Below are 14,613 nucleotides of genomic sequence, written 5' to 3'. Positions count from 1 at the left end.
GTTGATAGGCCGGATCTGGAAGCACCGTGAGGTGTGGAGGTGACCGGTACTAATAGGCCGAGGGCTTGTCCTCAGTTGCTCGCGTCCACTGTGTTGGTTCTGAAACCACGAACAGCCCCGCCTGTTGAGGCGGTGTGGCGTTCACAGTTTCATAGTGTTTCGGTGGTCATAGCGTGAGGGAAACGCCCGGTTACATTCCGAACCCGGAAGCTAAGCCTCACAGCGCCGATGGTACTGCAGGGGGGACCCTGTGGGAGAGTAGGACGCCGCCGAACTCCTTTTACAGCTCCGGCTCTTGGGCACTGCCCGAGAGCCGGAGCTTTTTTGCGTTGAGGTAAGGTCAGGGGGCATCGTTGGCTCGTTTTCGCACAGGAGGCTCCCGGGTGGAGGTCCAGGAGACCCGTGTCCAGACAGACCGGGTCCTCACCATCCCCAACATCCTCAGCATGGCGCGGCTCGTCGGCGTACCCCTCTTCCTGTGGTTGATCCTCAGGCCCGAGTTCGGGGGTCCCAAGAGTGATGGCTGGGCTCTCCTCGTGCTTGCCTTCAGCGGGATCAGTGACTATCTCGACGGGAAACTCGCGCGGCGCTGGAACCAGATCAGCAGCCTCGGCCGGCTTCTCGACCCTGCTGCCGACCGGCTCTATGTCCTTTCCACCCTGCTCGGTCTCACCTGGCGCGGCATCCTGCCGCTCTGGTTGACCGCGTTGCTGCTGGCGAGGGAGCTGATTCTCCTGGTGATGGTGGGCATCCTTCGCCGGCACGGGTATCCGCCGCCACAGGTGAACTTCCTCGGGAAGGCGGCAACCTTCAACCTGATGTACGCGTTCCCGTTGTTGCTCCTCAGCGACGGCAACACTTGGATCGCGTCACTCGCTGCCGTTTTCGGATGGGCGTTCGCCGGGTGGGGTACAACGCTCTACTGGTGGGCAGGAGTGCTCTACGTGGTACAGGTCCGCCGTTTGGTCCGGGCGGACACCATGGCCGATTGAGCTCGGCGATTGTCCTGACGTGATGTCGCGATGGCCCGCAGTGGAAAAGTGCGGGACAATCAGAACGGGTGAAGTCGGCTAGACCGTCGTCTCTTGCGAGGAGGACGCTTCCGACATGAAGGCCGTCGTGATGGCCGGGGGCGAAGGCACACGCCTGCGCCCCATGACCTCTAGCATGCCCAAGCCACTCCTGCCCGTGGCCAATCGCCCGATCATGGAGCATGTGCTACGGCTGCTCAAAAGGCACGGGCTCACCGAGACCGTTGTTACCGTCCAGTTCCTGGCATCGCTCGTCAAGAACTACTTCGGCGACGGCGAAGAGCTCGGAATGGAGCTCACCTATGCCAATGAGGAGAAGCCACTCGGTACCGCCGGAAGCGTCAAGAACGCCGAAGAGGCGTTGAAGGACGATGCCTTCCTCGTCATCTCCGGCGATGCCCTGACCGACTTCGACCTCACCGAGCTGATCAATTTCCACAAGGAGAAGGGTGCGCTCGTCACGGTCTGTCTGACCCGTGTGCCCAATCCGCTGGAGTTCGGCATCACCATCGTCGACGAGGAAGGCCAGGTCGAGCGTTTCCTGGAGAAGCCGACCTGGGGTCAGGTCTTCTCCGACACGGTCAACACGGGCATTTATGTCATGGAGCCCGAAGTCTTCGGATACGTCGAACCGGATGTTCCGGTCGACTGGTCCGGTGACGTCTTTCCGCAGCTGATGAAGGAAGGCAAGCCGGTCTACGGCTATGTCGCGGAGGGCTACTGGGAGGACGTCGGCACCCACGAGAGCTATGTGAAGGCCCAGGCCGACGTACTTGAGGGCAAGGTCCACGTCGACATCGACGGGTTCGAGATCTCGCCCGGTGTATGGGTGGCGGAAGGCGCCGAAGTGCATCCCGACGCCGTACTGCGCGGGCCGTTGTACATCGGCGACTACGCGAAGGTGGAGGCCGGCGCGGAGATCCGGGAGCACACCGTCGTCGGATCGAACGTCGTCGTCAAGAGCGGTGCCTTTCTGCACCGGGCCGTCGTGCACGACAACGTGTATGTCGGTCAGCACAGCAATCTGCGCGGCTGTGTCGTCGGGAAGAACACCGACATCATGCGTGCCGCCCGGATCGAGGACGGCGCGGTCATCGGTGACGAGTGCCTGATCGGTGAGGAATCGATCGTTCAGGGCAACGTCCGCGTCTACCCGTTCAAGACCATCGAGGCCGGCGCGTTCGTCAACACCTCGGTCATCTGGGAGTCCAGAGGCCAGGCCAATCTGTTCGGCGCCCGTGGGGTGTCCGGCATTCTGAACGTCGAGATCACGCCCGAGCTGGCGGTGCGGCTCGCCGGGGCGTACGCGACGACCCTGAAGAAGGGCTCGACCGTCACCACCGCCCGTGACCACTCCCGGGGCGCCCGTGCGCTCAAGCGGGCGGTCATCTCCGCGTTGCAGGCCAGCGCCATCGACGTACGCGACCTGGAGAACGTGCCGCTGCCCGTGGCCCGGCAGCAGACTGCGCGCGGCAGTGCCGGCGGCATCATGATCAGGACCTCGCCGGGCGTGCCGGACTCGGTCGACATCATGTTCTTCGACGGGCAGGGCGCCGATCTGTCGCAGGGCGGCCAGCGCAAGCTGGACCGGGTGTTCGCACGGCAGGAATACCGGCGGGCGTTCCCCGGCGAGATCGGTGACCTGTACTTCCCGGCCAGCGTCTTCGACTCGTACACCGGCACGGTGCTGCGGAACGTCGACACGACCGGCATCGCCGACTCCGGTCTGAAGGTCGTCGTGGACGCGGCCAACGGCAGTGCCGGACTGGTGCTGCCCAGCCTGCTCGGCAAGCTCGGCGTGGATTCGCTGACGATCAATCCGGGGCTGGACGAGTCGCGGCCCACCGAGACCGCCGAGGTGCGGCGCGGCGGGCTGGTGCGGCTCGGCGAGATAGTGGCCTCCTCGGGTGCCGCCTTCGGCGTGCGGTTCGACCCGGTCGGCGAGCGGTTGTCGCTCGTGGACGAGAAGGGCCGGATCATCGAGGACGACCGGGCGCTGCTGGTGATGCTCGACCTGGTGGCCGCGGAGCGGCGCAGCGGGCGGGTGGCGCTGCCGGTGACCACGACACGGATCGCCGAGCAGGTGGCCGCCTATCACGGCACGCAGGTCGAGTGGACCACGACCTCGCCCGACGATCTCACGCGCGTAGGGCGTGAAGAAGGGACCATCTTCGGCGGTGACGGCAAGGGCGGGTTCATCGTCCCCGAGTTCAGCGGCGTGTTCGACGGTACGGCGGCCTTCGTCCGGCTGATCGGGCTCGTCGCACGGACGCAGCTCACGCTCAGCCAGATCGACGCGCGGATCCCGCGGGCCCATGTGCTCAAGCGGGACCTGGCCACGCCGTGGGCCGTCAAGGGTCTGGTCATGCGGCGGGTGGTCGAGGCGGCAGGGGATCGCTTTGTCGACACGACCGACGGTGTGCGGGTCGTGGAGACCGACGGGCGTTGGGTGATGGTGTTGCCCGACCCGGCCGAGGCGGTCACCCATCTGTGGGCGGAGGGGCCCGACGACGCCTCCGCTCAGGCCCTGCTCGACGAGTGGTCGGCCGTCGTGGACAGCGCCGGCCGGTAGGGCACCGCGGGGCAGCCGGAAAGGGCGCGACACACCGCGCCGTACGGAAAGCCCACGCACACGCGCGTGCCGGACAGATGTCCCCCAGGGGGCCTGTCCGGCACGTCGGTGGGGCCATTCGGAGGTATCGCCCGCGACATGCGACGATGTGCGGCATGCCGCAGCAACCCCCCGTTCGGAGCAGCCCTGCGCGGCCGCAGCGCCCGGACGCCTCCATGTCGTTGATCACCAATGTCATGGACCACAGCCTCGACGACGGATACGCCGAGGCCGCAGCCCGGAAGAAGTCCGCGGGCGAGGGCGGGCTGCCCAAGACGCTCCGGGCGAAGCTCGGTCTCGCGGGCGGTCTCGTCCTCGCGGCGCTGGTCGTGACCCTCGGTGCGGCGCAGGCGCGGGGGGCGGCACCCGTGGTGGCCAAGGAGCACCAGGAGCTGATCGACCGCATCGACAGCGAGACCGCGAACGCGGACAAGCTGGAGCACACCGTGGACACGCTGCGCGACGACGTCAGCGCCCGTCAGCGGGCGGCGCTGAAGTCGAGCGGCGGCAGCGGGCAGGCGGATCTGGTGGGTGTCCTGTCGGGCGCGACCGAGGTGCACGGGCCGGGCGTCAAGCTCGTCGTGAACGACGCCAAGGAGGCCAGCTCCGGCGGTGACGGGACCAATCCGCGGGAGACCTCGGGCTTCTCCGACAGCGGCCGGGTGCGCGACCGTGACTTGCAGCGCGTGGTCAACGGCCTGTGGGCGTCCGGGGCCGAGGCCGTCTCCATCAACGGACAGCGGCTGACGGCCCTGTCCGCGATCAGGGCCGCGGGAGACGCGATACTGGTCGACAACCGGCCGCTGGTGCCGCCGTACACGGTGCTGGCCGTGGGGGACGGGGAACGGCTGAGCACCGGGTTCCAGAACAGTGCCGACGGGCTGTATCTGCATGCCCTGGAGGAGAACTTCGGCATCCGCGCCACCATTTCCACCGAGGGTGACGTACGGTTGCCCGCCGCACCGAGTGTGATCGTCCGTGCCGCACAGCCGAGCACCGAGAAGACTGAGAAGGGCACATCGTGATCGCCGTACTGGGCCTCGTCGTGGGAGTCGTGGCCGGCCTGTTGGTCCACCCGGAGGTTCCGGCGATCGTCGAGCCTTATCTGCCGATCGCCGTCGTCGCGGCGCTGGACGCCGTCTTCGGTGGTCTGCGGGCCATGCTCGACGGGATCTTCGACGACAAGGTCTTCGTGGTGTCGTTCCTGTCGAACGTGGTCGTCGCCGCCTTGATCGTGTTCCTGGGTGACAAGTTGGGCGTGGGCGCGCAGCTGTCCACGGGGGTCGTCGTGGTCCTCGGCATCCGGATCTTCTCCAACGCCGCCGCGATCCGGCGTCACGTGTTCCGGGCGTGAGACCGATGAGCGAGCCGAACGAGCAGCCGGAGAACCGGCCGGAGAACCAGCCGGAGAACAGGCTGCGCAAGGAACTGCCGGCCGAGGTGCCGCCGCCGGCACCCGAGTCCGGGGCGACGTCCGGTGAGCCGCCGCAGGGGTCGCTGACCGGGCGGCAGCGGCTGGTCAAGGGGCTGTGGCCGCCGCGTTTCACCCGGGCCCAACTCATCGTCGCCCTGCTGCTGTTCGGGCTCGGCTTCGGGCTGGCCGTGCAGGTGGCCTCCAACAGCGACACCGACAGCGCGCTCCGCGGCGCGCGACAAGAAGATCTTGTGCGCATCCTCGATGAACTGGACTCGCGTACTCAGCGTCTTGAGGACGAGAAGCAGGGACTCGAAAAGCAGCGCCAGGAGCTCCAGAGCAGCTCCGACCAGGCTGCGGAGGCCCGCAAGCAGACGGCCGAGAAGGAGAGGCAACTCGGCATTCTGGCGGGAACCGTGGCGGCGCAGGGTCCCGGCATCACGATGACGGTCGAGGACACGAAGGGGGCGGTCAAGGCGGACATGCTGCTCGACGCCGTCCAGGAGCTGCGTGCGGCCGGTGCGGAGGCCATCCAGCTCAACGGGATCCGGGTGGTGGCGAACACGTACTTCGCGGATTCCGGCAACGGCGTGAGCGTCGACGGGAACAAGATCAACGCCCCCTATCGTTTTACGGTCATCGGCAAGCCGCAAGATCTGGAACCCGCGCTGAACATCCCGGGAGGAGTGGTGCAGACGCTGGAGAAGGAGCAGGCCACGGTCACGGTGGAGCGCTCGGACAAGATCGTCGTGGACGCCTTGCGACAGACGAAGCGGCCTGACTACGCTCGGTCGTCCTCGTAGTGAACCGGCGGTGCATGGGGGACGTCGGGCAGGGGCATGAGGTTGCGGGGGGTCGGCGCATCGAAGGGGTGGTGCGTGGTGGAAACTGTCTGGTGGATACGGACGTTGTGAGGATGTCCGGCTCGGCCGGTGTAGGCAATCAGGGTTCGTCCTGCCCCACGGGCGGGTCTGTTTCGGTCAAGGGGAATCGCCCGTGAAGTTGTTTGCGAAGTTGTTCGGCAAGAGCGCGCGAGAGGGTGGCGACAACGCGACCGCTCGCCATCGCGCCCAGCCCGACGCAGAGGGTCAGCGGCCGCTGTTCCGGGACCAGGTGGCTGGTCCGGGCGGTGACATTTCCGGAGGCCAGGGCGGGGCGTCGGTTGACCCTGCCCAGTCCGGCGGCATAGGTTTCGGACAACCGTCAACCTCAGGTACGGGTGGAGGGTTCGCCTCTGGTCCGTACGCGTCCAACGCCCCGGCGGGGCAGCCGCGGCAGGAGGATCCGTCCATGTCGGCCCTGGTGTGTTCGAGGTGCGGTAACCGCAATGCGGACAGCGCCCGCTTCTGTTCCAACTGCGGTGCGCCGCTGCGCCCCGGAGCCGTGCCGGAGCGCGCCTCCGAGACGACGTCCACGATCTCGATCTCCGGTCTTGAGGCGTACGACGCCGAGGTGACCGGCCAGACGCAGGTCCCGACGCTGTCGCCCGAGGCGCAGGCCGCGGTGGACGCGCTGCCGTTCGGCTCGGCGCTGCTGGTGGTGCGCCGGGGGCCGAACTCGGGCAGCCGCTTCCTGCTGGACGCCGACCTCACCACGGCCGGCCGTCACCCGCAGAGCGACATCTTCCTCGACGACGTGACGGTCTCGCGTCGGCACGTGGAGTTCCGTCGCCAGCCGGACGGCTCGTTCACCGTCGCCGACGTGGGCAGCCTCAACGGCACGTACGTCAACCGCGAGCCGATCGACCAGGTCGCTCTGTCGAACGGCGACGAGGTGCAGATCGGCAAGTACCGGCTGGTGTTCTACGCGAGCCGGAACCAGGGCATCTGACCCGCCCCCGGACCGGCGTCCGGGGGGACCCCAGGGAAGGTCCATGCTTCAAACACCGAGCGGCGGTGCCGGAAGCGGTACCGCCGCCAGGGACAGTGGGCTGATGAGCATCGGCACGGTGCTGAACGCGCTGCGCGACGAGTTCCCCGAAGTCACCATCTCCAAGATCCGCTTCCTGGAGTCCGAGGGGCTCATCGAGCCGCAGCGGACCCCTTCGGGGTACCGCAAGTTCAGCGCCAGAGACGTCGAGCGCCTGGCGCACGTCCTGCGGATGCAGCGGGACCACTATCTGCCGCTCAAGGTGATCCGCGAGCACCTGGACGCCATGGAGCGCGGCGAGGCCGTCCCGCTGCCCGTCGTGGGGCGCCAGCGCACGCCGGAGGACCTTCAGGAGCGGGCGGCGGTGCCCACGGTCGCCCGAATCGGCCGGGCCGAGCTGCTGGCGGCGGCGGACATCGACGAGGCCGAGCTGCAGGAGTGGGAGTCGTACGGGCTCATCGCTCCGCTGGCCGACGGGGCGTACGACGCCGAGGCGGTCACTGTGGCCGGGCTGGTGGCCGAACTGGGCCGGTTCGGGATCGAGCCGCGTCACCTGCGGGTGATGAAGGGCGCCGCCGACCGCGAGGCCGGTCTCGTCGACCAGGTGGTGGCACCGCTCAAGCGCCACCGCAACCCGCAGACCAGGGCACTCGCCGAAGCCCGTACGAAGGAGCTGGCGGCGCTCACGGTGAAGCTGCACGCGGCTCTGGTGAAGAGCGCTCTCGGTGTGAGCCTGCCCTGAGAGCGGCGGGCGGCCCGGGGGTCCGCCGGAGTCCGGATCGGGCACCTGTTCCCGGCCCGACTACCCAAACGTCCCGGGCACGGCCTAGGGTTGCTGTGTGAACGAGCTCGATGTCGTAGGTGTCCGGGTCGAAATGCCCTCCAACCAACCGATCGTGCTCCTGCGCGAAGTGGGGGGCGACCGTTACCTCCCCATCTGGATCGGGCCGGGGGAGGCTACGGCGATCGCCTTCGCCCAGCAGGGCATGGCTCCCGCCCGACCGCTGACGCACGACCTGTTCAAGGACGTGCTGGAGGCCGTCGGACAGGAGCTGACCGAAGTACGCATCACCGACCTGCGGGAAGGCGTCTTCTACGCGGAGCTCGTCTTCGCCAGCGGGGTCGAGGTCAGCGCCCGCCCCTCCGACGCCATAGCGCTGGCCCTGCGCACCGGTACGCCGATCTACGGCAGCGACACGGTGCTGGACGACGCGGGCATCGCCATCCCGGACGAGCAGGAGGACGAAGTGGAGAAGTTCCGCGAGTTCCTCGACCAGATCTCGCCCGAGGACTTCGGCACCAGCAGCCAGTGATCACGAGCCGTCGGTGAGCGCGCCCGCCCGGTGAGCACCGGGTGCGGCGGGCCCGTGCGGGCGGTGGGGCCGGGCATGTGCCACCGGCCAATGAGGGCGTCCTACGGTCCCCCGCGAGCGCATTCGGCTAGCCTTTCCCCGCGGTGGGGCACGGGAAACCACTCTTAGGGTGATTATCACTCGGCGTGCCGAGTGTGGCGATCGTTGACGCGCCCCTGGTGACTGCCTACCGTCGAGAAGGCAGGTCAAGGACGGAGGTCGGCGTGAGAACGAGCGGCGACGGTACGGCTGGGGGTGCCCCCGGACGCGGGTTCGGGGAGAGCGGTCCGTACCCTCCCCCGAGTTCACAGCTGCGTTCGAACAGGGGGTGCCTCCCATCGAGCAGCGCGGTCGACCCCGCTCCGCAGCGGCCGAGGGTGGTACCGGACGGCGGAGGGGCAGCGTCCATGACGTCCGAGCAGATCGGTTACCGCGGGCCCACCGCGTGTGCGGCCGCGGGCATCACCTATCGACAGCTCGACTACTGGGCCCGCACCGGCCTGGTCGAGCCGAGCGTGCGGCCCGCCTACGGGTCCGGCACCCAGCGGTTGTACAGCTTCCGGGACGTGGTCGTCCTGAAGATCGTGAAGCGGTTCCTGGACACCGGGGTCTCGCTCCAGAACATCCGCTCGGCCGTCCAGCACCTCAGAGAACGCGGTTTCCGCGACCTGGAGCGGATGACCCTGATGAGCGACGGCGCGACGGTGTACGAGTGCACCTCGCCGGACGAGGTCCACGCCCTGCTCCAGGGCGGTCAGGGCATCTTCGGGATCGCCGTCGGCGTGGTGTGGCGGGACGTGGAAAGCGCGCTCTCCCAGCTGCACGGCGAGCGCATCGACACGGGCGAGACCCTCGTCGGGCACAACCCCGCGGACGAGCTGGCGCGCCGCCGCAACCGAGCGGTCTGACCGCCGTGTCCCTCGCCGTCCGACAGCGGGGATCCGTCGCCGTCCGGTAGCCGGTGCCCGCCGGCATCCGGCGCGATGTCGCACGGTGGGCGTCCCGCACCACGGCATTGTCAGTGCCGTGGTGCAGCATCGGAGATGTGAGACACGCGCCGACCATCCTGCATCTCGACATGGATGCCTTCTACGCCTCGGTGGAGCAGGCAGCCAAGCCGAGCCTGCGCGGGAAGGCGGTCGTGGTGGGCGGGCTCGGACCGCGCGGTGTGGTGGCCACCGCGTCGTACGAGGCACGGATCTTCGGGGTGCATTCGGCGATGCCCATGGGCCAGGCCCGCCGGCTGGCGCCCAACGCCGCGTATCTCGTGCCGCGCTTCGGGGTGTACCGGGCGGTCAGCGAGCAGGTGATGGCGCTGCTGCGGGAGCTGTCGCCGCTGGTGGAGCCGCTCAGTCTGGACGAGGCGTTCGTGGATCTGGAGGCGGGCGGGACGGCCTGGGACGAGGAGTCGGCGCGGCTGGCCGGGATCAGGCTGCGCGCGGACATCCGGGCGGTCACGGGGCTGACCGGCTCGGTGGGGCTCGCCGCGTCCAAGATGCTCGCGAAGATCGCCTCCGAGCAGGCCAAGCCGGACGGCCTGCTGGTCATCGAGCCGGGGACCGAGCGGGCCCTGCTCGGGCCGATGCCGGTGCGGACCCTGCCGGGCGTGGGCCCCGCGACCGGGGACCATCTGCGCCGGGCCGGGATCACCACGGTCGAGGAGCTGGCCGAGGCGGGTGAGGACGAGCTGGTCCGGCTGCTGGGCAAGGCGCACGGGCACGCGTTGTACGCGATGGCGCTGGCCCGTGACGACCGGCCCGTGGTGGCCGAGCGCGAGGCGAAGTCGGTGTCGGTCGAGGACACCTACGACGTGGACATCCATGACCGGCTGCGGATCGGCATGGAGGTGCAGCGGCTCGCGGACCGGTGTGTGGGGCGGCTGCGGGGGGCCGGGCTGTCGGGGCGGACCATCGTGCTGAAGGTGCGGCGGTACGACTTCTCGACGCTGACCCGTTCGGAGACGCTCAGGGGGCCCACGGACGATCCGGCGGTGGTCCGGGAGGCGGCGGCCCGGCTGCTGGACTCCGTGGACACCACCGGCGGGGTGCGGCTGCTCGGCGTGGGCGTCTCCGGGCTCGCCGACTACACGCAGGAGGACCTGTTCGCGCAGGCCATGGACGCGCGGGCGGCGGAGACGCCGGAGGAGGTCGTGGCCGAGGCCGTGGTGGAGCGGCCGGAGCCGGTCGAGCGCCACTGGCGGGCCGGGCAGGACGTGCGCCATGTCGCGTACGGGCCCGGGTGGGTGCAGGGGAGCGGGCTGGGGCGGGTGACGGTGCGGTTCGAGACGCCGCAGACCCCTCCGGGGCGGGTGCGGACGTTCTTCGTCGACGACCCCGCGCTGGAGGCCGCGGAGCCGCTGCCGCTGGTGCCGGATCCGCAGGAGGAGGAGCTCCGGCGTGACCACCCTGCCGAGGCCTGAGGGGGTGCCGGTTGGATCGGCCGGCCGTGAGGAACGGCGCCTGCCGGCCGAGCCGAGCGGCGTCGTGGGGCCCCTCCCGCGCGAGCGAAGCCGAGCGTGGGGGAGTCGGCGATCGACGACAACGCCGCTGGGGGGTGTGCCCCCTCTGGGGGAGCGCGCGCCAGGGTCCGCGATGCCGGCATGATCCAAACGACACCCCCTGGCGGGGCGCGCCGGCCTCAGGTCTCCTCCGACCCGGCCAGCTTGCCGAAGTCCCGGTCGGGGAGCGTGGGAGGCAGGGCTGTGTCGAGGCCGTAGTGGTGGTAGAGCTGGAGTTCCTGTTCGGGGGAGAGATGGCGGCCCACGCCGAAGTCCGGGGCGTCCTTGATGAGGGCGCGGTCGAAGGGGACGTGGAGGGTGCCCTCGACGAGTTCGCTCGGTTCCAGCGGGACGAACGCGTCACGGGAGAACAGGCCGGTGCGTATGGCCGCCCACTCGGGTATGCCGGTCGCGTCGTCCAGGTACACCTCGTCGACGGTGCCGATCTTGGCGCCGCTGCGGTCGAACGCCTTGCGGCCGATCAGGTTGCGCGGATCGATGTCGGTCTGCACGGTCGCTCTCCCTCCACATGGTCACAACTCATCCGTAACCACTACAAAAGAGCAGATTCGCGGAGGCGGCCACTCGAGGGCTCGGGCGTTGACCTCGCTGGTAGTCTGACAACGGCTGCTGAACCCGTGCGGGAGAGTCCTCCGACCACCTCGGAGGCGCCGAAGGAGCAAATCCTCCCCGGAATCTCTCAGGCTCACGTACCGCACGGACGAGGTCACTCTGGAAAGCAGGGCGGTTGTCGACGGCTTCCGCTCTCACCGACGGTGAAAGCCGGGCCTCTCGGGCGCCCGGTGAAGCTCTCAGGTTGAGATGACAGAGGGGGAGGCCGTCGGGGCACCGCACCGTGGTGCCCTTCGAAGGTCGCGTCAGACCAGGAGGCCTCCGCAATGACCGCCCACCGTATTCCGCTTTCGGATCTCGAAGCGGGTGTTCCCTTCGAACAGCGCCACATCGGGCCCGACCAGGAGGCGCGGGCCAAGATGCTCGCGCAGGTCGGCTACGGCTCGCTGGACGAGCTGACCGCCGCCGCGGTCCCCGACGTGATCAAGAACGCCGACGCCCTCGACCTGCCGGGCGCCCGCACCGAGGCCGAGGTGCTCGCCGAGCTGCGCGCGCTCGCGGACCGCAACCAGGTGCTCGGCTCGATGATCGGCCTGGGGTACTACGGGACGTTCACACCGCCCGTCATCCTGCGCAACGTCATGGAGAACCCGGCCTGGTACACGGCGTACACGCCCTACCAGCCGGAGATCTCCCAGGGCCGGCTGGAGGCCCTGCTGAACTTCCAGACCATGGTCGCCGACCTGACCGGGCTGCCCACCTCCGGTGCCTCCCTGCTGGACGAGGGCACGGCGGCCGCCGAGGCCATGGCGCTGTCCCGGCGCATGGGCAAGAACAAGAAGGGTCTGTTCCTGGTCGACGCGGACGCGCTGCCGCAGACCATCGCCGTCATCGAGACCCGCTCCGAGCCGACCGGTGTCGAGGTCGTCGTCGCCGACCTCAGCGAGGGCATCCCGGCCGACATCGCCGCGCGCGAGATCAACGGCGTACTGATCCAGTACCCGGGCGCCTCCGGTGCCGTACGCGACATCAAGCCGGTCATCGACCAGGCGCACGAGCTGGGCGCCCTCGTCACCGTCGCCGCCGACCTGCTCGCGCTGACCCTGCTGACCTCGCCGGGTGAGCTGGGCGCGGACATCGCGGTCGGCACCACCCAGCGGTTCGGCGTGCCGATGGGCTTCGGCGGTCCGCACGCCGGTTACATGGCCGTGCAGGAGAAGTTCGCGCGCAGCCTGCCCGGCCGGCTCGTGGGCGTCTCCGTCGACGCCGACGGCAACAAGGCCTACCGGCTCGCGCTCCAGACCCGTGAGCAGCACATCCGCCGTGAGAAGGCCACCAGCAACATCTGCACCGCGCAGGTGCTGCTCGCCGTCATGGCCGGCATGTACGCCGTCTACCACGGCCCGGAGGGGCTGCGGATCATCGCCCGGCGGACGCACCGGTACGCCACGCTCCTCGCCGAGGGCCTGCGGGCCGGCGGTGTCGAGGTCGTCCACGGTGCCTTCTTCGACACCGTCACCGCGCGCGTGCCCGGCAAGGCCGCCGAGGTCGTCGCCGCCGCCCGGGAGAACGGCGTGAACCTGCGCCCGGTCGACGCCGACCACGTCTCCGTGGCCTGCGACGAGACCACCGACCGGGCCCGGCTGGGCGTGGTCCTCGCGGCCTTCGGCGTCGCGGGCGACATAGCGGCGCTCGACGCGACCGCCGCGGACGCCCTGCCCGAGGCGCTGCTGCGCGGCGACGACTTCCTCACCCACCCGGTCTTCGACCGGCACCGCTCCGAGACCGCGATGCTGCGCTACCTGCGCAGGCTCGCCGACCGCGACTACGCGCTCGACCGCGGCATGATCCCGCTGGGCTCCTGCACCATGAAGCTCAACGCGACCACCGAGATGGAGCCGGTCACCTGGCCCGAGTTCGGCGGGCTGCACCCCTTCGCGCCGGCCGAGCAGGCGCAGGGCTTCCTCACCCTCATCCGCGAGCTGGAGGAACGTCTCGCCGAGGTCACCGGCTACGACAAGGTCTCCCTGCAGCCGAACGCCGGATCCCAGGGCGAGCTGGCCGGTCTGCTCGCCGTACGCGGCTACCACCGCGCCAATGGCGACGAGCAGCGCACCGTCTGCCTGATCCCGTCCTCCGCGCACGGCACCAACGCGGCCAGCGCCGTGATGGCCGGCATGAAGGTCGTCGTCGTCAAGACCGCCGAGGACGGCGAGATCGACGTCGAGGACCTGCGCGCCAAGATCGAGCAGCACCGCGCCGAGCTGGCCGTGCTGATGATCACCTACCCGTCGACGCACGGCGTCTTCGAGGAGCACGTCGCCGACATCTGTGCCCGGGTGCACGAGGCGGGCGGCCAGGTGTACGTCGACGGCGCGAACCTCAACGCGCTGGTCGGCCTCGCCAAGCCGGGCCACTTCGGCGGTGACGTCTCGCATCTGAACCTGCACAAGACCTTCTGCATCCCGCACGGCGGCGGCGGTCCCGGCGTCGGCCCGGTCGCGGTCCGCTCGCACCTCGCGCCGTACCTGCCGAACCACCCGCTCCAGCCCGCGGCCGGCCCGGAGACGGGCGTCGGCCCGGTCTCGGCCGCCCCCTGGGGCTCCGCGGGCATCCTGCCGATCTCCTGGGCGTACGTCCGCCTGATGGGCGGCGAGGGCCTCAAGCGGGCCACGCAGGTCGCCGTGCTGTCGGCGAACTACGTCGCCAAGCGTCTGGAGCCGCACTACCCCGTGCTCTACACCGGTCCCGGCGGCCTGGTCGCGCACGAGTGCATCATCGACCTGCGCCCGCTGACCAAGGCGACCGGCGTCAGCGTGGACGACGTCGCCAAGCGGCTCATCGACTACGGCTTCCACGCGCCCACCATGTCCTTCCCGGTGGCCGGCACGCTCATGATCGAGCCGACCGAGTCCGAGGACCTCGCCGAGCTGGACCGGTTCTGCGACGCGATGATCGCCATCCGCGCGGAGATCGAGAAGGTCGGCGCGGGCGAGTGGCCGGCGGAGGACAACCCGCTGCGGAACGCCCCGCACACCGCGGCCGCGCTCGGCGGCGACTGGGCGCACGCCTACAGCCGCGAGGAGGCCGTCTTCCCGGCCGGTGTCTCCGCCGCCGACAAGTACTGGCCGCCGGTGCGCCGGATCGACCAGGCCTTCGGCGACCGCAACCTGGTCTGCTCCTGCCCGCCGCCGGACGCGTACGAGGACTGACACCTCTCGCCCGCCGGCACCGCGGCGGGCGGTGACATCGTGGGCCCCGTCCGG

At 69.6% G+C, this 14,613-nt stretch carries 12 protein-coding genes, 1 rRNA gene and 1 riboswitch; of the genes, 12 read left to right on the top strand and 1 reads right to left on the bottom strand.

Annotation, left to right across the window (positions count from 1 at the left end; translation table 11 throughout):
* Positions 1-158 precede the first annotated feature (158 nt).
* The 11 genes from rrf (at position 159) to ACZ4MF_RS23955 (ending at position 10,696) form a co-directional block, all read left to right on the top strand.
* Positions 159-275, top strand: a 5S ribosomal RNA gene (gene rrf / locus ACZ4MF_RS24005).
* A 108-nt stretch (positions 276-383) separates the two neighbouring features.
* Positions 384-992: a CDP-alcohol phosphatidyltransferase family protein gene (locus ACZ4MF_RS24000; RefSeq protein WP_467493959.1), complete on the top strand. Its 609-nt coding sequence runs from the start codon at positions 384-386 to the stop codon at positions 990-992.
* Positions 993-1,107: 115 nt separating this feature from the next.
* A complete protein-coding gene (locus ACZ4MF_RS23995) occupies positions 1,108-3,603 on the top strand; it encodes a sugar phosphate nucleotidyltransferase (RefSeq protein ID WP_467493958.1) in 2,496 nt (831 codons plus the stop codon).
* A 146-nt stretch (positions 3,604-3,749) separates the two neighbouring features.
* The gene (locus tag ACZ4MF_RS23990; RefSeq protein WP_467493957.1) at positions 3,750-4,667 is read left to right on the top strand and encodes a DUF881 domain-containing protein; all 918 of its coding nucleotides are present in this window, start codon (positions 3,750-3,752) and stop codon (positions 4,665-4,667) included.
* On the top strand, positions 4,664-4,996 hold the full coding sequence (locus ACZ4MF_RS23985; protein WP_071378005.1) for a small basic family protein: 333 nt from the start codon (positions 4,664-4,666) through the stop codon (positions 4,994-4,996). The genes ACZ4MF_RS23990 and ACZ4MF_RS23985 overlap by 4 nt, the downstream gene beginning before the upstream one ends.
* Positions 4,997-5,001: 5 nt before the next feature.
* Positions 5,002-5,859, top strand: a complete 858-nt coding sequence (locus tag ACZ4MF_RS23980) for a DUF881 domain-containing protein (protein ID WP_467493956.1) — start codon at positions 5,002-5,004, stop codon at positions 5,857-5,859.
* 193 nt (positions 5,860-6,052) lie between these two features.
* Positions 6,053-6,886, top strand: a complete 834-nt coding sequence (locus ACZ4MF_RS23975) for an FHA domain-containing protein (RefSeq protein ID WP_356037269.1) — start codon at positions 6,053-6,055, stop codon at positions 6,884-6,886.
* 43 nt (positions 6,887-6,929) lie between these two features.
* Positions 6,930-7,667: a transcriptional regulator FtsR gene (ftsR, locus tag ACZ4MF_RS23970; RefSeq protein WP_467493955.1), complete on the top strand. Its 738-nt coding sequence runs from the start codon at positions 6,930-6,932 to the stop codon at positions 7,665-7,667.
* Positions 7,668-7,764: 97 nt separating this feature from the next.
* Complete coding sequence (locus tag ACZ4MF_RS23965) at positions 7,765-8,238, top strand: bifunctional nuclease family protein (protein WP_026253112.1); 474 nt, start codon at positions 7,765-7,767, stop codon at positions 8,236-8,238.
* 263 nt (positions 8,239-8,501) lie between these two features.
* A complete protein-coding gene (locus ACZ4MF_RS23960; protein WP_467493954.1) occupies positions 8,502-9,185 on the top strand; it encodes a MerR family transcriptional regulator in 684 nt (227 codons plus the stop codon).
* Positions 9,186-9,322: 137 nt separating this feature from the next.
* Positions 9,323-10,696 (top strand): DNA polymerase IV, encoded by a 1,374-nt coding sequence (locus ACZ4MF_RS23955; RefSeq protein WP_467493953.1) that lies wholly within the window; start codon positions 9,323-9,325, stop codon positions 10,694-10,696.
* A 218-nt stretch (positions 10,697-10,914) separates the two neighbouring features.
* On the opposite strand, the gene ACZ4MF_RS23950 is transcribed toward ACZ4MF_RS23955, so the two are convergent.
* Positions 10,915-11,286 carry a PRC-barrel domain-containing protein gene (locus tag ACZ4MF_RS23950; protein ID WP_467493952.1) on the bottom strand — a complete coding sequence of 124 codons (372 nt, stop codon included), beginning with the start codon at positions 11,284-11,286 and terminating at the stop codon, positions 10,915-10,917.
* Positions 11,287-11,405: 119 nt separating this feature from the next.
* Positions 11,406-11,500, top strand: a riboswitch (glycine riboswitch).
* A 173-nt stretch (positions 11,501-11,673) separates the two neighbouring features.
* Here ACZ4MF_RS23950 and gcvP point away from each other — a divergent pair.
* Positions 11,674-14,559: an aminomethyl-transferring glycine dehydrogenase gene (gene gcvP, locus ACZ4MF_RS23945; protein ID WP_467493951.1), complete on the top strand. Its 2,886-nt coding sequence runs from the start codon at positions 11,674-11,676 to the stop codon at positions 14,557-14,559.
* Positions 14,560-14,613 lie beyond the last annotated feature (54 nt).

Source organism: Streptomyces sp. NPDC025793, from assembly GCF_055558375.1.
Note: the sequence above shows the minus strand (reverse complement) of the source record. Positions and strands in the feature narration are given on the sequence as shown.

Excerpts from the sequence above, each read along its gene's own strand:
- ACZ4MF_RS23995 (WP_467493958.1), top strand. The coding sequence starts at position 1,108 with ATGAAGGCCGTCGTGATGGCCGGGGGCGAAGGCACACGCCTGCGCCCC.
- gcvP (WP_467493951.1), top strand. The coding sequence starts at position 11,674 with ATGACCGCCCACCGTATTCCGCTTTCGGATCTCGAAGCGGGTGTTCCC.
- ACZ4MF_RS23980 (WP_467493956.1), top strand. The coding sequence starts at position 5,002 with ATGAGCGAGCCGAACGAGCAGCCGGAGAACCGGCCGGAGAACCAGCCG.
- ftsR (WP_467493955.1), top strand. The coding sequence starts at position 6,930 with ATGCTTCAAACACCGAGCGGCGGTGCCGGAAGCGGTACCGCCGCCAGG.
- ACZ4MF_RS23990 (WP_467493957.1), top strand. The coding sequence starts at position 3,750 with ATGTGCGGCATGCCGCAGCAACCCCCCGTTCGGAGCAGCCCTGCGCGG.